Genomic DNA, 21,335 nt, shown 5'->3' with positions numbered 1-21,335 from the left:
GGTCGTGACTGATCTGCTCGAGCCGCGACGGCGCCCCGCTCAGGAGCGGAGCCGGATCAAGTTCGACCAGATGCTGCAGGCGAGCCGTGACGTGCTGCTCGACGTGGGCTTCGAGTCGTTCACCTGCGAGGAGGTGGCGTCGCGGGCGGGGGTCCCGATCGGGACGCTGTACCAGTTCTTCGCGAACAAGTACGTCATCGTGTGCGAGCTCGACCGGGTCGACGCGGTCGCGGTGCAGGAGGAGCTGGCGGTCCTGGCCGAGCAGCTCCCCACGCTCGACTGGCTGGTCCTGGTCGACCGCCTGATCGACCACGTGGCGGACCTGTGGGCCAAGGACCCGTCGCGGCGCGCGGTCTGGCACGCGGTCCAGTCCACGCCCTCCACCCGTGCCACGGCGGCCGTGACCGAGCGCGAGCTGGCGGCCGAGGTGGCGCGCGTGCTCGCACCACTCACCCCGAAGACGCCGCGCGAGCGCCGACGCATCATTGCCGAAGTACTCGTCCACGTCGCCTACTCCATGCTCAACTTCTCGGTCCGCGACGGGCAGAGCCACGCGGAGGCGATCATCGAGCTCAAACGGCTGCTCATGGCCTACCTGCTCGCTGCCGAGGCGGGCGACTGAGCGGACTCGTTGAGCATGACGACGGCGATCGCGCTGTCGCCGTCGTGGCTGAGCGAGAGCTGGGTGTCGTACGCCGACAGCGCCTCCCGGGTGCCACCGTGCAGCAACAGCCGCGGCCGGCCCCAGGCGTCGACGACGACCTCGACCTCGCCGAGCACCTCGTCGCCGGCCGGCGGCGCCTCGCCGTAGACGGTCGCCGACCAGGCCTTGACCAGTGCCTCGCGGGCGGCCCACCGGGCGGCCCAGTAGGCCGCCAGGCGGTCACCCTCGAGCTGCCGGTTCACGGCCTCGGCCCGCTCCCCCACGGTGAAGACCGTGGAGAACCGCGAGCCCGGCCGGGCGAGCTGCTCGGCGAACGCGGGTACGTTGACCAGGTCCACCCCGAGCCCGGCCGTCATCGCTTGCACCACTCGTAGACGCCCGACTCGTCCAACCGGGCGTCGGCGTTGAGCAGCACGTCGGCCTCGAGCTCCTTCGGCGTCTCCTCGCCCAGTCGGCGGTCGGAGCGACGTACGAATCCCGGCTCGCCGAGCATCGTGCGGGCGACCCGGAGGGCACCGGCGATGCGACGCTCGCGCGCCGCGGCCCGGTAGGCGTCCTGCTCGTCGGCGGGCAGCGCCGCGACGAACACCTCGGGGTGCGCGATCGCGACGATGCCGGCGACGTGGCCGAAGCCGAGGCTGGTCACCAGGCCGGCCTTGAGCGGGCCGGTGCGCAGCGCCTCGCGGTGCCACACCAGGTGCGGGTGCTTGGCCATCTCCGGGTCGACGCAGTCGAGGCTGCGGTTGGGCGGGATGACGCCGGCGGCCAGGGTCTGGCACAGGCCGATGACCTGGAACGCCGCGGCGCCGCCCTTGGCGTGACCGGTCAGCGTCTTCTGCGAGACGACGTGCAGCGGGTTGCCCTCGCTGCGGCCGATGGCCGCGGCGAGCCGCTCGTGCAGGTCGGCCTCGTTGGGGTCGTTGGCGGCCGTCGAGGTGTCGTGCTTGGAGATCACCGCGACGTCGTCGGCCTTCAGGCCGTGCGACTCCAGCGCACGCGCCAGCGGGCTGTTCTCGCGTCCCCGGCCGGCGGCCAGCGCCCCGAGCCCAGGGGCCGGGATCGAGGAGTGGATGCCGTCGGCGTACGACGCGGCGTACGCGACCACACCGAGGACGGGCAGGCCCATCCGGGCGGCCACGCTGCCGCGCGCCAGGAGGACGGTGCCGCCACCCTGGCCCTCGACGAAGCCGCCGCGGCGACGGTCGTTGGCCCGGCTGAAGCGGTTGTCGGCGATGCCCTGGGCCCGCATGGCCTCGGTGTCGGCGGTGGCGGACATGGCGGCGAAGCCGATCACGCCCTCGGCGCCGAGGTCGTCGTAGCCACCGGCCACCACGAAGTCGGCCTTGCCGAGGCGGATCTTGTCCATGCCGTCCTCGATCGAGATCGCGGTCGTGGCGCAGGCGCCGACGGGGTGCGACATCGCGCCGTAGCCACCGACGTACGACTGCATGACGTGCGCCGCGACGACGTTGGGCAGCGCCTCCTGGAGCAGGTCGTTGGCGACCGGCTCACCGAGGAGCGTGTCGAGGTAGAGCGACTGCATGGAGGTCATGCCGCCCATGCCGGTGCCCTGGGTGTTGGCCACCAGCGACGGGTGGACCCACCGCATCAGCTCGGCCGGCGTGAAGCCGCTGGCGAGGAACGCGTCGACGGTGCAGACGAGGTTCCACAGCGCGAGCCGGTCGACGGTGTCGACCATCTCCTTGGGGATGCCCCAGCCCGTCGGGTCGAAGCCGGTCGGGATCTGGCCACCCACGGTGCGGGTGAGCTTCATCCGGCGCGGGACGCGGATCTGGGTGCCCGCGAGGCGGGTGACGGTCCAGCCGTCGGCGGCCGGCGCGATGCGCGTCTGCTCCGGGTGGCTGGCCTGCAGGGCGCGGGCCTCGGCCTCGGTGTCGACGTTGAACGTGAGGTCGTCCTCGAGGAAGACACCGACCAGCAGCGGCGCGGTGCCGTCGACCATCGAGTTGTCGTCGGCGTACTCACGGATGCCGCAGCGCTCGACGACCACGTCGTGGAAGCGCTCGAAGATCTCGTGCTCGGCGACCGCCTCGTCGCCCTCGGTGGCGCGCCAGGTGCGGCCCTGCTCGTCCCAGCGGACCAGGCCGGTCGACCAGGCGAGCTCGAGGACGCCGGCGGCGGACAGCTCGCCGACCTCGACCTCGTGGCGGGTGCGGCTCGAGCCCCAGGGACCGAGCTCGGCGGCACCCACGATGACGACCATGTCGTCGACGGCGAGGGCCGGGTGGGCGACCTCGGGACGGGCCGGCTCGGCGATGGCGGCAGGCGAGGCCGGGAGGGCGGCGATCGTGGTGATCTCGTCCTCCGCTGCGGCCTTGGGCATCGACATGCCGGCGGCGATGTCGCGGAGGTTGACGCCCTCGAGGCCCTCGGCGAAGTCGGCGTGCAGGGGGCGCTCGGCCGCCTGCTCACGAGCCTCGACGGTGCACAGGGAGAGCAGCTCGGCGGCCATCTCCTCCGGGCTCCAGACGCGTACGCCGGCGGCGCGGGCCGCGTCGATCATCGGGTCGTTGCCGCCCATGAGGCCGGTGCCCGCGACCCAGCCGATGACGGCGTGGGCGAGGGTGACCCGCTCGGGCCAGCCGCGCTCGGCCGACCACTTGGCGACGATGGCGTCGAGAGCGGCCTTGGTCTCGCCGTACGCGCCGTCACCGCCGAAGGTGCCGCGGTTGGGCGAGCCGGGCAGCACGACGTGCACGCGCTGGTCGCCCCACGTGGCGCCGATCAGCCGCTCGACGGACCACAGCAGGATCCGGGCCTGGGCCTCGGACTGCGCGCCGGCGTCGGCGAGGTCGCCGGCGGCCGGGCCGGCCGCGAACGGGAACAGCAGCGTCGGGTGCAGGGCCGGCTTGAGGACCTCGGTCTTGGGACCGACGCGCTTGACCTGCTCGTTGCGGACCCAGTCGACCAGCGCGTCCACGTCGGCGTACGCCGCGAGGTTGGCCGGGACGACCCAGAGGGCCGCGCCGGCGCGGGCCGTGCGGGCGTAGAGGTCGCGGAACCGGGCGATGCGCTCGGGGCTGTCGTTGGAGGTGGTCGCGACGACGGTCGCACCACCCGCGAGGAGCGCCGCGACGACGGACTCCGCGATCGAGTCGGGGCCGGCGCCGGTGACGACGGCGACCTCACCGGACCAGGTGCCGGGCGTGGTGTCCAGTGCCTGCTCGGCGAGCGCGTCGAGGCCGTGGAAGCGGGCGATGGCGGCCACCGCCTCGCCCGCGCCGGTCAGGTCGGCCTGCGGGGCGTTGCCCAGGGCGGCCCGGACGACGTCGGTCCGCGCGCTGGCCCAGCGGTCGTCGAAGAGCACCGCGCGGCGCTCGTCGAACTTCGGGGTGGTCAGGCGCATCCAGTCCGAGCCCAGCTCGGACTCGACGCGGGCGACGACAGCGAGAGCCTCGGCGTTCGAGCCCGTCGAGACCGGCGCGACCGACGCCCCGTCGAGGCGGGACAGGATCGTGCGGGCCGAGGCGACGAGCGCGTCGGTGATGCCACCGGTCAGCTCGGCCGCGGCGGCCGAGTCGATGACTCCGCCCCCGGCCTCACCGGTGGACGGCAGGGCGACGGAAACTCCGTTGCGCTCGGCGACGACCTGGACGGCCGCGTCGACGGCGTCGTCGAGGCTGCTGACGCTGGACTCGCGGCTGGCGAGGGCCAGCTCGGCGAGCACGTGGCTCCCCCAGCCCGCGCTGAGCTGCCAGGTCTGGGTGACCCGGTCGGTCACGCTCGACTGGCGGGCGCCGATCGGGCCGAGGACCTTCTTGAGCTGGTCGCCGAGAGCAGCGGTGAGGACGGGGCCGAACGGCTTGTAGCCGCGGGCCAGGCCCTGGACCTGCCCCGTCAGCTGGGCGATCGGTGCCTCGGCGGCACCGTCGATGGCACCCAGGCCGAGCTCGGCACCGAGGTCCATCAGCAGCTGGTTGCGGCGCGACGACGCACCGTCGGTGAGGCTCTCGATGCTGTCGGTCGGCGCCAGCGCGTCGGGGTGGGACTTGGTCCACCAGGCCAGCAGCAGCGTGGTCGCGTCAGCCGCGGTGAACGGCAGGTCGGCGACGTCCTGGGCCGCGGAGGTCGACACCGACGCGGGCGCGGCGACCGGAGCAGCCTTCGCCTCGGCGGGCGCGGCATCCGTGGCGGGCTCGACGTCCGGCTCGACGACCTCGTCCTGGTCACGGCCGAAGACGACGTTGGCGTCACGCTCGAGGTTGAGGACCTCGACCGGGCCGGCGAGGGTACGGCGTACCTCCGGGACCTTGAGCGTGGACGCGGCGATGTTGGCCAGGGTCGGCGCGGAGCCGACACCGACCTCGATCAGCCGCTCGACACCCAGGCCACCGTCGGCGGCGTCGGCGAAGAGCAGGTCCTGGGTCTCGATCCAGCGCACCGGGCTGGCGAACTGCCAGGCGAGCAGCTCGACGAGCAGCAGGCGGCACAGCTCGCCGTCTCGGCCGGCCCAGGCGTCGAAGTCGTCGAGGGCGACGCGGATCGCGTCGGCCGGCGCGACCTCGAGGATCGCCTCGAGGAAGGCGCGGTCGAGGGCGAACGGACGGGCGACCAGGTTCGGCACGTAGCGACCGACCAGCAGCGCGGGGTCGACCACCGGCGGCAGCAGCTCGTCGAGCTTCTGGCGGAAGTCGGACACACCGTCGGCGAGCACGCGCGAGTGGAACGGCACGTCGATGCCGGGCACCAGGACGAACGCGGCCTTTCCGCCGTACGCCGCACGCCGCTTCTCGATCTCGGCCTGGAGCGCGTCCATGCCGGCGACCGTGCCGGCGATGGCGTACTGCGAGCCGCGGAGGTTGAGGTTGGCGATCTGGAGGAACTCCCCGGACGTCTCGGCGACCGAGTCGATGAACGCGGCGACGTCGTCGTCGGCGCAGTCGAACTGCGCGGGGCGGATCGCCGCGAGGCGGTAGTCGCTGCGGCCCTCGGCGTCACGCGGCACCAGGGTGTGCATCACCGAGCCGCGGCGGAAGACGATCTCAACGACGGCCTCGAGCTCGAGGACGCCGGACACGGCGGCGAGCGCGTTGTACTCACCGACGGAGTGACCCGCGATGACCGCGTCGTCGACGGCCACGCCGGCCTCGATCATCTCGGCCATCTGCGCCGAGCCGAGGACCGCCATCGCGACCTGGGTGAACTGGGTCAGGAAGAGCACGCCGTCGGGGTGGCGGTGCCAGGTGCCGTCGACGAGCAGCTCGGTCGGGTTGTCCTTGACGACCCGGAGCACGGAGAAGCCGAGCACCTTGCGGGTGTGCTGGTCGGCGCGGTCCCAGATCTCCTTGGCGGCCGCAGAGCGCGCGTAGCCCTCCATGCCCATGCCCTGCTTCTGGATGCCCTGGCCGGGGAAGACGTACGCCGTCCGCGCGGCCCGGACGCGAGCCGTGGCCGTCATGACGAGCGTGCTCCCGTCCTCGGTGAGCACGCTGGCCTGCACCTCGACGACCTCGTCGCCGTGGGAGAAGCCGACTCGGGTGAAGGCCAGGTCGACCTTGGCCCCCGGGCTGACCGGCGCGAGGAAGCGGGCGGTCCAGCCCTCGACCGGGCGACCGAGGGTCTCGGCGAGCGCGCGCTGCGCGGTGGCCGAGATCCACATGCCGTGGACGATCGGGCCGCGGAGGCCCGCGAGGCGGGCGACCGCGTCGTTGGTGTGGATCGGGTTGTGGTCGCCGGTGACCTCGGCGAACGGGCGCAGGTCGGTCGGTGCGGTCACGGTGACGCGACCGCGGCTGCGACGCTCGGCGGGCGCGACCTCCGCGACCCCTCCGGCGCCGGCGGGGTCGGCGAGCTTGGCGGTCGACGTACGCCCGCGGATCGCGAAGCGCTCGGTGAGCAGGACGCCGCCGACGCGGACCGCCACCGAGGCGACGCGGCCGACCTCGGTGTCGCGCACGTCGACCAGGGAGGCCGCAACCTCAGGCTCTACCGGGGTGTTGGGGATCGAGCCGGCGATCGAGTGATCGAGGTGGACGAGGTCCAGGAAGCCCTCGGCGACGTCCTCGCGGGCCGAGAGAGCCGCGAAGACGGCCGGCCAGGCGAGGCCGACGAGCACGTCGAGCACGGGCTCCACGCGCGTACGGCCCACGGCGGTCACCGCGGCGTGCGCGGTGAGCAGCCGCTTGTCGAGGACCGACGAGCCGCCGGCCGCGAAGGCCAGCAGGTCGCGCATCGCCTCGGCCGGCGCATCGACGACGGGAGCGGCGCCAGAGGCGACGGCGTCGTCGACCAGCAGTCGCAGCCGCAGCGAGCCGCGGGACAGCGGAACCGTCGCGACGACGGCGTCGCCCTCCACCTCGATCGCCACCTCGGTGGTCGAGTCGGCCGAGACCAGCCGGCGCAGCGGGTTGACGACCGTGCGGCCACCCCAGACGGCGTCGGGGGCGGCGAGGGCAAGCGCGAGCACGCCTTCGGCGTCGTCGGTACGCCGGCGACCGGGCACGTCCTGGATCGCGGCGTCCTCGACGGAGGCGACGACCGCGGCCTCGAAGCGGCACAGCAGCTCGGCGACCGGCTCGTCGGCACGGGTGATCCCGCCGACCGCGTCGGGGCCGGGGATGACGACGACGGCGTCGGCGCCGTAGCGCGCGTCGTGGGCCTGCCAGAGCGAGTCCGAGCGGTACCAGCGACGTACGTCCTGGTCGATCACCGGGACGAACGGGACCGGCTTGCCCGGACGCGTGCAGACCTCGAGGAAGAACGGCAGGTCGGCCGGGTGGAGCCGCACGCCGGCGGCGTAGGCATCGGTCAGGACCGCCAGTGCGGCGGCGCCGTCCTCGACGTCGGCGGGCGACTCGAAGAGGGTCGGGATGGGACCGTGGTCAGCGTCGGCGAGGCGGGCCTCCGCACGCTGGAGCATCTCGTGGAAGCGGTCGCGGATCGTCTCGTCGAGCCAACCCGACCCGTCGGAGGAGAGCTCGAGGAACCGACCGAGCCACTCGGCGTACGTCATGGAGAGCACGTCACCGAAGTACGGCTTCGCGGTGAGCGCGAGAGCGGCGATGATCTCGTCGCGGCGCTCCGCCACGGCGTCGGCGTCGCCGGCGACCGTGTCGAGCAGGGCACCGCAGCGGGAGGCCGCGTTGTCGATCTCGTGGATGTCGGCGCCGAGCTGGCTGCGGCCGCTGACGACCTGGTCGGGAGTGGTGTCGACCAGCAGCTGCTTCACGGCCGGCGACGTGGTCGCCTCGAGGCACGCCATCGCGGCGGTGCCGACCAGCACGCCGTCGAGCGGCATCCGCGGCTCGGCGTACTCCTCGCTCCAGGCGCCGGAGACGTAGCGCGCGGCCACGGACGGCGTACCGATGCCGCCGCCTACGCAGACCACGACGTTCTCGCGGCGGCGCAGGTCGGCGTACGTCGCGAGGAGGAGCGAGTCGAGGTCCTCCCAGGAGTGGTGGCCGCCGGCCTTGCCGCCCTCGATCTGGACGATCAGCGGCGTGGGTGCGACCTCGTCGGCGATGGCCAGGACGGACCTGATCTGCGCGACGGTGCCGGGCTTGAAGACGACGTGCTCGATGCCGGCCTCGCGCAGCTCGGCGACCAGGTCGGCGGCCTCCGACAGCTCCGGGACCCCCGCGGTCACGACGACCGCGTCGAACGGCGCACCGGCGGCGCGGGCCTTCTGCACCAGTCGCTGGGAGGCGACCTGGAGCCGCCAGAGGTACGGGTCGAGGTAGAGCGCGTTGAACGCGGCGGTGCGGCCCGGCTCGAGCAGCTCGCGCAGGCGCGCGAGGTTGGCGGCGAAGACGGGCTCGGTGACCTGTCCGCCGCCGGCGAGCTCGGCCCAGTGGCCGGCGTTGGCAGCGGCGGCGACGATGGCCGGGTCGACCGTCGTCGGCGTCATGCCCGCGAGGAGGATCGGGGAACGGCCGGTGAGGCGGGTGAAGCGGGTCTCGGCGTGCACGGTGCCGTCCGGCAGGCGTACGACGGACGGGGCGAACCGGTCCCAGCCCTGGGGCTGCTGCGGCGCGGCACCGAGCACGGTCAGCTCGCGGAGACCGGTCGGGGTGACGGGGGCGATGGTGCCGATGCCGTGCGCCGCCGCCAGCGGGCGGCTGACCCGGCTGATCAGGTCACCGGGGCCGAGGTCGACGAGCCACCGCGCGCCGGCGCCGCTGGCCGAGGCCACCTCGGCGGGCCAGTCGAGACCCTCGACGAGCAGCGCCCGGGCGAGCCGTCCGGCGCGCTCGACGTCGAGCCCGGCCCGCTCGGCGAGGTCGACGACGAGGTCGACGGCCGGCGTGAGCTCGGGGTGGTGGAAGGCGGCACCGATGAGCAGGACGTCGGAGGTGACGTCCTTCGGCAGCGCCTCCTGGAGCCGCTCGATGCCGCGCGGGGTGCCGGAGACGACGGTGCTGGCGCGGCCGTTGCGGACACCGGCGACCAGGCGCGACGAAGCGGGGAGGCCGGCGATGATCTCCTCGACCTCGGCCAGGGGCAGCGAGACACCGAGCATCGTCTCGCCGGCCAGGCCGAGACCCGGCGCGACCTGCTGGGTGGCCGCACCGATGAGGCGGGCGAGGGCGAGCACCTCGGCGGGGTCGGCGCCGTCCACGATCTCGACGGCGAGCAGGCCCTGGGAGTGGCCGATGGCGGTGACGGCGCCACGCGGGTCCAGGCCGAGCCCGCGGATTGCGGTCAGGGCGGCGGCCTGCGCGAGCAGCACCCCCGGCAGTGCGTACGCCGGAGCGGTCCGCTCCTCCAGCGGCGGGACCGCAGCGGCGTCGCCGTCGGTGTCCACGGACTCCGAGGAGGCCGCGAGGTGGGCGTCGACCCAGGCGAGCGGCGCGAAGCCCTGCGCGGTCGGTCCGAGATCGGCCCGCACCGGAGCGAGCAGCGCCTCGGACTCGGCGATCAGCCCGGAGAGGTCGAGCGCGTGGGTGCGCACCAGCTCGGCCAGGCCCGGCAGCCAGTCGACGCCCTGGCCCCCGAAGCCGACGGCGTACGGCGTGCCCGCCGCGAGCCGGTCGAGCAGCCTCCTCGGCGTACGGGAGGCTGACCGCGGCGCGGCCGAGAGGCTCGCGGAGTGGTCGCGGCGGGTAGGGGCACTGGCGTCGATGGCATCGCTCGTCACGTCCACCATGAGAGCAGAACGTGAGGCGATCCTCAAATCTATGTAGAGGGTTTTCTCATGTTTTTAACCTACCCGTCGGTCTACTCGCGGGTACACCGAATTCGGCCCGATCCGGCTTCCGAAGTAACACGCTGTTCGCACGTCTACCGCCCCGTTTTCTGCGCTTCCACGCTGTCGTGCCGCCGTGGAAGCACCGCGGACAGCGTGTTACTTGCGGCCCGCCCCGGCAGGAGTAGCGTCGCCGGCATGACGACGGCGACGGTCACCTGCCCGCTGTGCGAGGCCACCTGCGGCCTGCGCGTGAGCTTCGAGCAGACCGAGCAGGGGCCACGGGTGACCGAGGTCCGCGGCAATCCCGACGACGTGTTCTCGAAGGGCTATCTCTGCCCCAAGGGCGCCTCGCTCGGGGCGCTGCACCACGACCCCGACCGGCTGACCACGCCGATGGTCATGCGCGACGGCGTCCATGTCGAGGCCACCTGGGAGGAGGCGTTCGCGCTCATCGACGAACGGCTGCAGGCGATCCGCCACGAGCACGGCAACGACGCCGTCGGCGTCTACCTCGGCAACCCGTCGGTCCACAACCTGTCGACCTCGCTCTACGGCCGTGTGCTGATCAAGGCCCTCGGCACCACCCAGGTCTACTCCGCCAGCTCGGTGGACCAGATGCCCAAGCACTTCACCGCCGGCTACATGTTCGGCCACCCGCTGACGATCCCGGTGCCCGACATCGACCGCACCGACCACCTGCTGATGATCGGCGCCAACCCGCTCGTGTCCAACGGCAGCCTGATGACCGCCCCCGACATGCGCGGCCGCCTGCGGGCCCTGAGGGAGCGCGGCGGCCGGCTGGTCGTGGTCGACCCGCGCCGCACCCGCACCGCCGAGATCGCCGACGAGCACCTCGCGATCGTGCCGGGCACCGATGCCCTGTTCCTCCTCGCCATCGCGCACGTCCTGTTCGCCGAGGACCTCGTCGACCTCGGTCACCTGACCGACCACGTCGACGGCCTCGACGACGTACGCGCCATCGCCGAAGGCTTCGCCCCCGAGGACGTCGCCGCGCACACGGGCATCGACGCCGACGTCGTACGCCGCACCGCCCGCGACCTCGCGGCGGCCGGCAGCGCGGCGGTGTACGGCCGGCTCGGCACGACCACGCAGGCCTTCGGGACACTGGCCAGCTGGCTGGTCGACGTGCTCAACGTGCTGACCGGCAACCTCGACAAGGCGGGTGGCGCGATGTTCCCGCTGGCCGCCGCGGGTCAGGCCAACAGCGCGGCCCGCAAGCCGCGGCCGTTCTCGGCCGGCCGCGCGCACAGCCGGGTGCGCGGCCTCACCGAGGTGATCGGCGAGTTCCCGGTGGCGACGCTGGCCGAGGAGATCACCACACCGGGCCCCGGCCAGGTCCGTGCGCTGGTCACCGTCTGCGGCAACCCGTGCCTGTCCACGCCCAACGCCGCGGCGCTCGACAAGGCGATGGAGACGCTCGACCTCGTCGTCAGCCTCGACGTCTACCTCAACGAGACCACGCGCCACGCCGACGTGATCCTGCCCGGCCCCTCTCCCCTGGCCCGGCCCCACTACGACCTGGCGCTCTACCAGCTGGCGATCCACAACGTCGCCAACTGGAGCACGCCCGCGCTCACCTCCGACGTGCCCCAGGAGTGGGAGACCCTGCTCCGCCTCTCGGGCATCGCCATGGGCATGGGCCCGTACGCCGACGTGGCCGGCCTCGACGCCTTCGTCGCCGACGACGTCGCCCGCCGGTCCGGGCTCGACGTGGCCGTGGTCGGCGACCGGGTCGGTCCGGCGCGGCTGGTCGACCTGATGCTCCGCAGCGGTCCGTACGACGTCACGCTGGCCGACCTGGAGAGCGCCCCGAACGGCCTCGACCTCGGTCCGCTCGCCAGCCGCCTGCCCGGTGCGCTCTCGACCGCGAACGGCCGGGTCCAGCTGGCGCCCGAGCCGATCACCAAGGACGTCCCACGGCTCGCCGCCCTGCTGGCGACGCCCGCCGACCCGGGCTCGATGGTGCTGATCGGTCGCCGCCACGTCAGCTCCAACAACTCCTGGATGCACAACATCCCGGCGCTGGTGAGGGGCGGCAACACCTGCACCGCCCAGCTCCACCCACGCGACGCCGAGCGACTCGGTCTGCGCGACGGCGTCGACGCGATCGTCCGCTCCCGGACCGGCGAGGTCCGCGTCCCCGTCGAGGTCACCGACACCGCGCGACCCGGCACCGTCTCCATCCCCCACGGCTGGGGTCATGGCACCGACGGCACCCGCACCACCACCGCGACCGAGCACGCGGGCGTCAACTGCAACGTCCTGGTCGACGATGCCTTCCTGGACGAGCCGACCGGCACCACGGCCCTCAACGGCGTGCCCGTCGAGGTCGTGCCGGCGTGACCCGGCAGACTGGCCCGATGCAGTCGACCTCCACCGCAACCGTCACCGCCGCCCCCGACGCCGTCTGGGCGATCCTCTCCGACCACGAGGGCATGGCCCACTGGGCGCCCGGCCTGAAGGTCAGCCTGCGCACCGAGGGCGCACCCGAGCGCAACGGCGTCGGCGCGGTCCGCGAGATCAACGCGCCCGGTCCGGCGCCCGCGATCGTCGAGGAGATCACCGTCTTCGAGCCCGGCGCGCGGCTGGGCTACAAGGCGCTGAGCGGCGTGCCCCTCCGCAACTACCACGGCGACGTCGTGCTCACCGCCGACGGCACCGGCACCCGCATCGACTACACCGTCAGCGCCGACCAGCGCGTCCCGATCGTCGACCAGCTCGCCGTCACGGCCATCGCCAAGACCCTGCTCACCACGCTCGTACGCCGGGTCAACGCGGTCACCAAGGCCGACTGAGCGGGCTCATCGTCGCGCCGCGGTTGTTCACCGACCTGATCCGCGGAGCCTAGGCGGCGGACCGCCGCACGGCCCGTACGCCGAGCGCGACCACCACGGCGCCGAGCACGACCAGGATCGAGACGTCCAGCAGCCACTGGCCGCCGGTCGCGTGGAACAGCGGGTCGTCGTGCGTGGTCGGGTCGAACTGGTGGGCGCGGCCCAGGCGCACCGAGCTGGCGCCGGCGGCGTACGCCCAGCGCGACGGGGACAGCCAGGAGACCTGGTCGAGCACCGGCCGCCCGGCCATCCGGACGATCGCGCTGGAGAGGACCAGCTGCGCCATCACGACCGCGACGAGGGCCGGCATGGTGTGCTCGAGCGCGCGGACCCGGGCGGAGACGACCAGGCCGATCAGCGCCGTGACGGCGGCGAGGAGCGCGACCGGCAGGGCGATCTCCCACCACCCCCAGCCGCGCACGCCGCCGCGGTCCACCCCCGGCATCCCGGCCAGCGCGATCCACGCGACGACCAACCCCTGGCCGAAGCAGGCGGTGCCGAGCACCAGCGCCTTGCTGGCGTAGTAGACGCCCGGCGAGAGGCCGACGGCGTACTCCCGCCGGAACACCGCGCGCTCCCCCACCAGCTCGCGCACGGTCATCGCGATGCCCATCAGCACCGCGGCGATGACCAGGATCGTCAGCCGCTGCGAGGGCTCGGTGCCGATCAGCTGGCCGGCCCGGTTGCGGGTGTGCCACATGGACAGCCCGGCGTCGCCCTGGACCAGCCGGGCCAGGCCGGCGAGCACGAGCGGGAGCGCGACCAGCAGCGCGAGGTGGAGCCGGTCGGCGAGGAGGACCGCGAGGTTGCGGCGTACGAGCGTGCGGAGCTGGGACCCCGGCTGAGGCGGCGGTACGCCGGTCCCGCCCCGGCGCCGGGTCTCGTTCGCGAACAGCCCGTCCGAGGGGACGTACGCCGGCACCTGGCGCGCCTCGAGCAGGTCGAAGAGCTCGGGGAAGTCCTCGCAGTCGAAGTGGTCGAGCACCTCCTCCGGCGGGCCGACGTACGCCAGCGCGCCGCCGCGCGCCAGCACGACGAGGTTGTCGCAGACGTCGAGGCCGAGGACCGAGTGCGTGACGACCACGACCACACGGTCCTCGTCGGCCAGCCCACGCAGCTCCTGCATCACCGACCGGTCGAGGCCGGGGTCGAGCCCGGAGGTCGGCTCGTCGAGGAACAGCAGCGGCGGCGCGGTGAGCAGCTCGGTGGCGATCGAGACCCGCTTGCGCTGACCTCCCGAGAGCTGGGCGCCGATGCGCTGGTCGGCCTGCCGCGCGATGCCCATCCGGTCCATCACCTGCTCGACCCGGATGGTGCGCTGCGCGAGGGTCGTGTCGGCGGGCAGCCGCAGCTCTGCGGCGTACTCCAGCGACGTCGCCACGGTCAGCTGCGGGTGCAGGATCTCCTCCTGCGGCACCAGCCCGATCCGGCTGCGCAACGCCTCGTGGTCGGCGTGGACGTCGGTCCCGCGCCAGCGGACATGGCCGTACGACGGCTTCGCCTGGCCGGTGAGGACGCGCAGCAGCGTCGACTTCCCGGCCCCTGACGGGCCGATCACCGCGGTCAGGGAGCTCGGCGGCAGGGCGAACGTGATGCCGTTCAGCAGGGTCCGTCCGTCGGTGGCGAACCCGACGTGGTCGACGGCGAGCGCGATCGGCGGTCGCGGGCGTTGCACCGCGACCGTCACGGGAAGCGGTGCGGGCTCGACCTCGAGCAGCACCTCGGGTCCGTCCTCGCCGATGTGCACGGTCACGGAGCGGTCGGGGTCGACCGGTAGCGAGGCGACGCGGCAGCCGTGCAGGAACAGCCCGCCCTCGAGTCCGGCGTCGACGGCGGTCCAGCCGTGCTCGTCGAGACGGAGGTGCAGCCGCCCGAGCTCGGCGTCCGCGTCGAAGACGTGCGTACGGCCGGCGACCCTGACGTTCAGGCGCTGCGTCTCCATGGCGCTCTCAAAATAGGGCCGGGCACGGGGGCGCGCCCGCAGGCGCGCTCAGGCTCCGTTCTCACGCGCTGCCACCCGCAGCGAGTGCAGCGGCAGCACGCCCCAGAGCAGCGACACGCAGGCGACGTACAGCGCCGCCACGACGATGGTGAGCGTGGTCCCCCAGAGGTAGTTGGTCACCAGCGTGGCGATACCCAGCATCGACAAGGCCACCAGCAGGATCGCCACGAGGATGCAGGCGTTGCCGCGCACCACCACCCGCTCCTTGTCGCGCCTGCGGAACGCCATCCGGTGGTGCACCACCGGCGCCACCACGACGATCGCGGCGGTTCCGGTGACGAGCAGCGTCAGGAAGTAGTCGATCTTCTGGAAGCGCGTGGCGTCGGCGAAGCCCGACGAGAACACCACGACCAGCTCGAATCCGACGAGCAGCAGGATGCCGCCCTGGATCACCCGCAGCTCCTGGAGCAGCTCGTTGAGCTCGCGGTCGAGATGGGGCGCGTGCGGCAGGTTGTCGGGCACGGCCCCTCCTCAGAACAGCTGTGGCACGAACGTCTGCTCGTGCATCGGCGGGCGGATGTAGGTCTCCTCGCGCATCGTCGGCAGCACCACCTCGGCCGGGGCCGCGTCCTCGTAGTCGAACTGGCTGAGCAGGTGGCTGATGCAGTTGAGCCGAGCGGTCTTCTTGTCGTCGCTGGGGACGACGTACCAGGGCGCCTGCTTGGTGTCGGTGTGCTGGAAGGTCGTGTCCTTGGCCATCGAGTAGCGCACGTACAGCTCGTGCTCGGCGAGGTCCATGTCGGAGAGCTTCCAGCGCTTGAGCGGCTCGGCGTTGCGGGCCTCGAAGCGCTTGCGCTGCTCCTCGTAGGAGACCGAGAACCAGTACTTGATCAGGATGATCCCGCTGCGCACCAGCATCCGCTCGAAGTCAGGCGTCGCGCGGAGGAACTCCTGGTGCTCCTCGGGGCTGCAGAAGTCCATCACCCACTCGACGTTCGAGCGGTTGTACCAGGACCGGTCGAACAGGCACATCTCGCCGGCGGCCGGCAGGTGCTCGATGTAGCGCTGGAAGTACCACTGCGTGCGCTGCCGATCGGTCGGCTTGGGCAGCGCGACGGTGCGGATCGTGCGCGGGCTGGTGCGCTCCGAGATCGTCTTGATGACGCCGCCCTTCCCCGCCGAGCCACGGCCCTCGAAGATCACCAGCACCTTCAGGCCCTGCTTCTGGATCCAGTACTGCAGCTGCACCAGCTGCTGCTGGAGGTGCTCGATCTCCCGCTCGTACACCTCCTTCTTGAGCTTGCCCTTCTTGGTGTAGTCGTCGGGGTCACCGTGGTGCGCGACGAAGAAGCCGGTGTCGTCGGCCCCCTCGGGAAGGGTGAGGGTCATCGTTCCTCCAGGGAGCAGGAGTAGCAGCGACACGGTGTCACTGGTAGGTGCCGAGGATTGTGGCACGCGTCACACCGATGCGACAGGGCTACGGGAAAACGCACGAAGGCCCTGGTCAGGGACCAGGGCCTTCTGTGTGTGTACCCCCGACCGGATTCGAACCGGCGCTACCTACGTGAGAGGCAGGCGTGCTAGGCCGCTACACAACGGGGGCATTTGCTGCCCCAGATCTCTCCGGAACAACGGGTGGAACTCTAGCGATCTGCGTCCTGACCAGCCAAATCGGCTTGCTGTGACGCTGCCCGCGGGAGCTTCGCTGGGATACTAGGACTCGAACCTAGAATGACGGAATCAGAATCCGTAGTGTTGCCAATTACACCATATCCCAAGGTGTTTCCGGCCCCTCGGAGTTCACCGGAGGACCGGGGAGAAACCTTACATGGCGCCCGCTTCGGCCTCCAAAACACCCTCCCCCGCACGCCGCTCCAGGCCCCGCTTCCGGCTCCACCGCCAGCACAGGCCGAGGTAGAGCAGGGACTGCGTGAGCGTCACCGGGAGCGACCACCACGACCCGTGGCCGGGGTGCAGGGCCGAGGTCATGTCGCCGTACGCCAGCGCCAGGCCGAAGGCCACGAAGTTGTTCAGGACGTGCATCGCGATGCCGGCTTCCAGCCCGCCGGTCACGAGCACCAGGACGCCGGCGACGACGCCGAACGCGAACCGGTCGATGAAGACCGGCAGCCCCTGGCTGCCGTGCGCGACCGCGAACAGCGTGGCCGGGAAGAGCACGGCGATCACGGCGCGGCGGCGATCGCTCAGACGTACGCCGAGCGAGCCGATGGCCTGGGTCAGGTACCCGCGGAAGACGAACTCCTCCCCCGCGGCCTGCAGCGGGGTGAGCAGCACGATGACCAGCAGGAAGTCGCGGACCTGCGAGCTCCACGGGTGCAGCTCACCCGACATCTCCACGCCGGCCGAGCCCTGCGAGGGCAGCACCGCCGAGAGCCAGACGGTGATCGCCAGGGTGACGACGGCGAGCCCGAGGCAGGTCGCGAACCAGCCCCAGCGGAGGCGTCGTACGACCGACAGCACCCAGCGGGAGTCGGTCCGGTTGATGAGGGCGAGGACCCCGATGACGGTCGGGATCGCCAGCGCCCAGGTCAGGTTCACCGCGCCGAGGTAGCCCGGCGTGACCGGGTGCCCATCGGTGTTGTGCGGGCTGAGCACCAGGAACGCCGGCAGCGGCAGGATCGCCAGGACGACGAAGCTCACCGTCAGCACGCCGACCGGCGGCCGCCAGCCTCCCGGCGCCGAGAGCTGCAGGAGCCGGTGGTAGCCCAGGCCCCGCGGGGGCGGCCCCGTCATCGGTGATCGAGCCTGTCGGGATCAGCCGAGCGCACGCTGCAACCGGCCGAGACTGCGCTCGCGGCCGAGGATCTCCAGCGACTCGAAGAGCGGCGGTGACACCTGGGCACCCGAGGTGGCGACCCGCACCGGCCCGAAGGCGACCCGGGGCTTGAGCCCCAGCTCGTCGACCAGCTTGCCCTCGAGGGCGGCCTGGATGTTCGCGGTCGTCCAGTCGGTGACGGCACCGAGGGCGTCGTACGCCGCCTGCACGACCTCGAGACCCTGCTCGTCGAGCACCTTGGCCCTCGCGGCCTCGTCGATCGCGAAGTCGTCCTCGCTGACGTAGAACGACCTGACCAGCGCCGGCGCCTCGGTGAGCTTGCGCAGGCGCGGCGCGATCAGCGGCATCAGCTGGTCGAGGAGCGCGTCCTCGTCGGCGGTGAGCTGCTCCCCCACCACGCCCTCGCGCACGAGGAACGGCAGGATCCGCTGCTTGCAGTCGGCCTCGGAGAGCTGCTTCATGTGCTCGGTGTTGATGGCCTCGCACTTCTTGATGTCGAAGCGGGCCGGGTTGGCGTTGACGTCGCCGATCTCGAACGCGGCGACCATCTCGTCGAGGGTGAACACGTCGCGGTCGGCCGCGATCGCCCAGCCGAGCAGCGCGAGGTAGTTGAGCAGGCCCTCGGGGATGAAGCCCTGGTCGCGGTAGGCCAGCGCGTGCGCCTCCGGGTCGCGCTTGGAGAGCTTCTTGTTGCCCTCGCCCATGACGTAGGGCAGGTGCCCGAACGCGGGGGTCGCCTGGGCGATGCCGACCTCCTTGAGCGCCTCGTACAGGGCGATCTGGCGCGGCGTGCTGGACAGGAGGTCCTCGCCCCGCAGGACGTGGGTGATCTCCATCAGCGCGTCGTCGACCGGGTTGACCAGCGTGTAGAGCGGGTCGCCGTTGGCACGGCACAGCGCGAAGTCCGGCACGAACTGCGTCTCGAAGGTGACGTCACCGCGCACGAGGTCGTTCCAGGTGATCGAGCCCTCCGGCATCCGGAAGCGGGCGATCGGCGCGCGGCCCTCGGCCTCGAACGCCGCCACCTGCTCGGCGGAGAGCTCGCGGCAGAAGCCGTCGTACCCCATCACCTTGGAGCCGGACGCCTTGCGGCGCTCCTCGACCTCGGCGTTGGTGCAGTAGCAGTCGTAGACGTGGCTGTTGCCGCGCAGCTTGGCGAGCGCGTCGGCATAGATGTCGCTGCGCTCGGACTGGCGGTAGGGGCCGAGCTCGCCGCCGACCTCCGGGCCCTCGTCCCAGTCGAGGCCGAGCCAGCGCATCAGGTCGAGCAGGGCGTCGTACGACTCCTGGGTGTTGCGCTCCTTGTCGGTGTCCTCGATGCGGAACACGAACGTGCCGCCGTGGTGACGGGCGAACGCCCAGTTGAACAGCGCGGTGCGGACCAGGCCGACGTGCGGGCTGCCCGTCGGGGACGGGGCCATCCGGACACGGACCTTGCCGGTGGTCGAGCCTGTCATCGCTTGCCTACCTTGTTGATCAGGGTGCCGAGGCCCTCGATGAAGACCTCGACCTCGTCGTCGACCTGCAGTGGACCGACACCCTCGGGGGTGCCGGTGAGGATCACGTCGCCGGGCAGCAGGGTCATCACGCTGCTCACGTGGGCGACCAGGGCCGGGATGTCGGCGACCATGTCCTTGGTGTTGCCGTCCTGGACGACGTCGCCGTTGACGAAGGTCTGGATCCGCCGACCCGTGGAGAAGTCGTGCGGGTCGAGGTCGGTCTCGACCCACGGGCCCAGCGGGCAGAACGTGTCGAAGCCCTTGGCCCGGGTGAACTGGCCGTCCTTGCGCTGCAGGTCGCGGGCCGTCACGTCGTTGGCGATCGTGTAGCCGTAGATGACGTCGGTGGCCTGCTCGGGAGGTACGTCGCGGCAGATGCGGCCGATCACGACGGCGAGCTCGCCCTCGTAGTGCACCTCCTCGCTCTGGGCCGGGTAGACGATGAGGTCGTTCGGGCCGATGACGGAAGTGTTCGGCTTGAGGAACATCAGCGGCTCGCTCGGCACGTCACCGCCCATCTCAGCGGCGTGCGCGGCGTAGTTCTTGCCGATCCCGACCACCTTGCTGCGCGGCAGCACCGGCGCGAGCAGCTTCACGTCGGCGAGCTTGTGCTCCTGCTCGAGCAGCTTGATGCCGACGTACATCGGGTCGCCGGCGAGGCCGACGATCACCGCGTCCTCGTCGGGCTGGCCGTACTCGTCGAGGTCGCCCGTCAGGACGCCGTAAGCGGGTTCTTCACCTGTCGTGAATCTGACGATGCGCACGCACCGGAGCCTATCCGTGCGCGCCGGGCAGGGATCAGCGCACCTTCACCACGTTGGTGCCGGCGACCTTGTCGTGCAGGGCTTGGCGGTTCTTGTCCCACAGCGGCCAGAGGACGTCGACCGTGACGAAGATGCCGATCAGGATGCCGAGCGGCGAGCCGACCTGCTCCAGCCCCACCGCGCCCAGCAGGCTCGGGACCAGGCTCAGGCCGTTGAGGATGCCGACGCGGCGCAGGACCGCGCCCCACGGCAGCTGGCCGGGCTGCTCGCGCAGGCGGACCCGGAGACCGGTCGCCAGCTTCCCGAGCGTCGCCCCCTTCCAGCGCAGCATGCCGGCGAAGTAGACCAGGCTGAGCAGCACGATCGGGAGCTGGTGCAGCGACATCGTGTGGAAGATGTGCGCGGAGCGCGCGTCGAAGGCATGGGTGCTCATGCCCGGGTGCGCCTCCGCCTGATGCATCTGGTCGCGCATCACGTCGAGCAGGTCGCCGAGCTGCGGCGCGACCACGATCAGCGTCGGCACGCCGATGACGAGCCCGTCGATCAAGTAGGCCAGCACGCGCTTCCACCAGCCCGACAGCGGTACGCCGTCAGGCGTGGTCGCGGTGCCGACGCCCTGGGTGGGCGGCATGCCGGCGGCCGGTGGCGAGGACGCGTGCTCGGTCCAGGCGGCACCGTTCCAGTAGCGCATGTGCGGCGGATCGGCGTACGGCGCTGTGGGGTCGGGGTACCACCCGGCCGGAGGATTGCTCACCGCGCGAAGATAACCCCATGGACGACCCCGCCGAGGCACATCGCGCGCGCCTTGCGCCGTACGTCGCTCCGTACCTCGCGCGCCGCGCGGCCGGGATCAAGCATCCGGTCCACGACTTCCTGTTCGTCTACTACTCCTACCGGCCCACCCAGCTGCTGACCTGGCACCCCGGTGACGTGCCGCTGCCTGCCGCGAAGCAGCCCTTGGTCGAGGGGTTGTTGTCGCTGCTTCGCGCCACTGCGGGGCGGCCCGGGAACTTCGGGTGCTTCGGGCTGCACGAGTGGGCCATGGTGCACGGCGCTTCGGAGAACCGTCATCCTGTTCCGCTTCGGCTCGGCGCTGCTGGGACCGACGCCGTCACCGAGTCGCACCGGATCGCCTGCTCGCACTTCGACGCGTTCCGGTTCTTCACACCGTCCGCGCGCTCGTTCAACACGCTGTCCCCTCGGGCCGACGACCGGCCGGCGTACGAGCAGCCGGCCTGCCTGCACGGCGGCATGGACCTCTACAAGCACGCGTTCCGGCTCTCGCCGTACATCTGCTCGGACCTCGTCGCCGATGCCTTCGAGCTCGCCTGGGACATCCGGATCCTCGACATGCGCGCGGCGCCGTACGACATGACCGGCTGGACCCTCGACCCCACCGGCGAGCCGTGGACGCCGGTGGCCATCGAGACTCCTGAGGGCAAGGCCGAGTACGTCTCTCTCCAGCGCGAGTACGCCGAGCGGGGTGCTCCGATCCGGGCGGCCCTGATTGCCGAGTGCACTCGGTTGCTGGGCTGCTCGTTGGTTGAGTAGCCGCCGAGCGCCAGCGAGGCGGCGTATCAGTGATTGGCTTGGTGGGCCTGGTCGCGGTCTGACTCACGCGCGTATCTGACGCCGCTGGCTGTCTTGGTTTCGAAGTGTCGGCTGC

13 protein-coding genes and 2 tRNA genes are annotated in these 21,335 nt (G+C 72.0%); 4 read left to right on the top strand and 11 right to left on the bottom strand.

Annotated elements, in window-relative coordinates; genetic code table 11:
* Positions 1–4 precede the first annotated feature (4 nt).
* Entirely contained in the window at positions 5–622 is a 618-nt protein-coding gene (locus tag ACYVJ3_RS16055; RefSeq protein WP_460854081.1) for a TetR/AcrR family transcriptional regulator, read from the top strand.
* Here the strand turns inward: ACYVJ3_RS16055 and acpS are convergent.
* Both acpS and ACYVJ3_RS16045 read right to left on the bottom strand, forming a co-directional pair.
* Positions 592–1,020: a holo-ACP synthase AcpS gene (gene acpS, locus ACYVJ3_RS16050; RefSeq protein ID WP_460854080.1), complete on the bottom strand. Its 429-nt coding sequence runs from the start codon at positions 1,018–1,020 to the stop codon at positions 592–594. The genes ACYVJ3_RS16055 and acpS overlap by 31 nt on opposite strands.
* Positions 1,017–9,761, bottom strand: coding sequence for a fatty acid synthase subunit beta domain-containing protein (locus ACYVJ3_RS16045; RefSeq protein WP_460854079.1), 8,745 nt, complete (start codon positions 9,759–9,761; stop codon positions 1,017–1,019). Before ACYVJ3_RS16045 ends, acpS begins: the two co-directional genes overlap by 4 nt.
* Positions 9,762–10,007: 246 nt before the next feature.
* Between ACYVJ3_RS16045 and ACYVJ3_RS16040 the strand changes: the two genes are divergently transcribed.
* The gene (locus ACYVJ3_RS16040) at positions 10,008–12,176 is read left to right on the top strand and encodes a molybdopterin-dependent oxidoreductase (RefSeq protein WP_460854078.1); all 2,169 of its coding nucleotides are present in this window, start codon (positions 10,008–10,010) and stop codon (positions 12,174–12,176) included.
* A gap of 17 nt (positions 12,177–12,193) precedes the next feature.
* The gene (locus ACYVJ3_RS16035; protein ID WP_460854077.1) at positions 12,194–12,628 is read left to right on the top strand and encodes an SRPBCC family protein; all 435 of its coding nucleotides are present in this window, start codon (positions 12,194–12,196) and stop codon (positions 12,626–12,628) included.
* A 49-nt stretch (positions 12,629–12,677) separates the two neighbouring features.
* Here ACYVJ3_RS16035 and ACYVJ3_RS16030 read toward each other — a convergent pair whose 3' ends face one another.
* From ACYVJ3_RS16030 to ACYVJ3_RS15990, 9 genes are all read right to left on the bottom strand, one after another.
* Positions 12,678–14,609 (bottom strand): ATP-binding cassette domain-containing protein, encoded by a 1,932-nt coding sequence (locus ACYVJ3_RS16030; RefSeq protein ID WP_460854076.1) that lies wholly within the window; start codon positions 14,607–14,609, stop codon positions 12,678–12,680.
* A gap of 48 nt (positions 14,610–14,657) precedes the next feature.
* Complete coding sequence (locus ACYVJ3_RS16025) at positions 14,658–15,131, bottom strand: DUF6328 family protein (RefSeq protein ID WP_460854075.1); 474 nt, start codon at positions 15,129–15,131, stop codon at positions 14,658–14,660.
* A 9-nt stretch (positions 15,132–15,140) separates the two neighbouring features.
* On the bottom strand, positions 15,141–15,998 hold the full coding sequence (ppk2, locus tag ACYVJ3_RS16020) for a polyphosphate kinase 2 (RefSeq protein WP_460854074.1): 858 nt from the start codon (positions 15,996–15,998) through the stop codon (positions 15,141–15,143).
* Between the two features lie 141 nt (positions 15,999–16,139).
* Positions 16,140–16,212 (bottom strand) — tRNA-Glu (locus ACYVJ3_RS16015).
* A 102-nt stretch (positions 16,213–16,314) separates the two neighbouring features.
* Positions 16,315–16,386 (bottom strand) — tRNA-Gln (locus tag ACYVJ3_RS16010).
* Between the two features lie 47 nt (positions 16,387–16,433).
* Positions 16,434–17,363, bottom strand: a complete 930-nt coding sequence (locus tag ACYVJ3_RS16005) for a lysostaphin resistance A-like protein (protein WP_460854073.1) — start codon at positions 17,361–17,363, stop codon at positions 16,434–16,436.
* A 21-nt stretch (positions 17,364–17,384) separates the two neighbouring features.
* Positions 17,385–18,863 carry a glutamate--tRNA ligase gene (gene gltX / locus ACYVJ3_RS16000; RefSeq protein ID WP_460854072.1) on the bottom strand — a complete coding sequence of 493 codons (1,479 nt, stop codon included), beginning with the start codon at positions 18,861–18,863 and terminating at the stop codon, positions 17,385–17,387.
* Positions 18,860–19,669 carry a fumarylacetoacetate hydrolase family protein gene (locus ACYVJ3_RS15995; RefSeq protein ID WP_460854071.1) on the bottom strand — a complete coding sequence of 270 codons (810 nt, stop codon included), beginning with the start codon at positions 19,667–19,669 and terminating at the stop codon, positions 18,860–18,862. The genes gltX and ACYVJ3_RS15995 overlap by 4 nt, the downstream gene beginning before the upstream one ends.
* A gap of 34 nt (positions 19,670–19,703) precedes the next feature.
* Complete coding sequence (locus ACYVJ3_RS15990) at positions 19,704–20,423, bottom strand: RDD family protein (protein ID WP_460854070.1); 720 nt, start codon at positions 20,421–20,423, stop codon at positions 19,704–19,706.
* Positions 20,424–20,440: 17 nt separating this feature from the next.
* Here ACYVJ3_RS15990 and ACYVJ3_RS15985 point away from each other — a divergent pair, with 17 nt between their 5' ends.
* Positions 20,441–21,220: a 3-methyladenine DNA glycosylase gene (locus ACYVJ3_RS15985; protein WP_460854069.1), complete on the top strand. Its 780-nt coding sequence runs from the start codon at positions 20,441–20,443 to the stop codon at positions 21,218–21,220.
* The last annotated feature ends 115 nt before the right edge of the window (positions 21,221–21,335 follow it).

This window comes from Nocardioides montaniterrae (assembly GCF_054782655.1).
The sequence above is the reverse complement of the archived record's forward strand: the minus strand, read 5'-3'. Positions and strand labels throughout refer to the sequence as shown.

Bases quoted from the DNA above. Each gene is read 5' to 3' on its own strand.
- ACYVJ3_RS16035 (WP_460854077.1), top strand. From the start codon at position 12,194: ATGCAGTCGACCTCCACCGCAACCGTCACCGCCGCCCCCGACGCCGTC.
- ACYVJ3_RS16040 (WP_460854078.1), top strand. From the start codon at position 10,008: ATGACGACGGCGACGGTCACCTGCCCGCTGTGCGAGGCCACCTGCGGC.
- acpS (WP_460854080.1), bottom strand. From the start codon at position 1,020: ATGACGGCCGGGCTCGGGGTGGACCTGGTCAACGTACCCGCGTTCGCC.
- ACYVJ3_RS16005 (WP_460854073.1), bottom strand. From the start codon at position 17,363: ATGACGGGGCCGCCCCCGCGGGGCCTGGGCTACCACCGGCTCCTGCAG.
- ppk2 (WP_460854074.1), bottom strand. From the start codon at position 15,998: ATGACCCTCACCCTTCCCGAGGGGGCCGACGACACCGGCTTCTTCGTC.
- gltX (WP_460854072.1), bottom strand. From the start codon at position 18,863: ATGACAGGCTCGACCACCGGCAAGGTCCGTGTCCGGATGGCCCCGTCC.
- ACYVJ3_RS15985 (WP_460854069.1), top strand. From the start codon at position 20,441: ATGGACGACCCCGCCGAGGCACATCGCGCGCGCCTTGCGCCGTACGTC.
- ACYVJ3_RS16030 (WP_460854076.1), bottom strand. From the start codon at position 14,609: ATGGAGACGCAGCGCCTGAACGTCAGGGTCGCCGGCCGTACGCACGTC.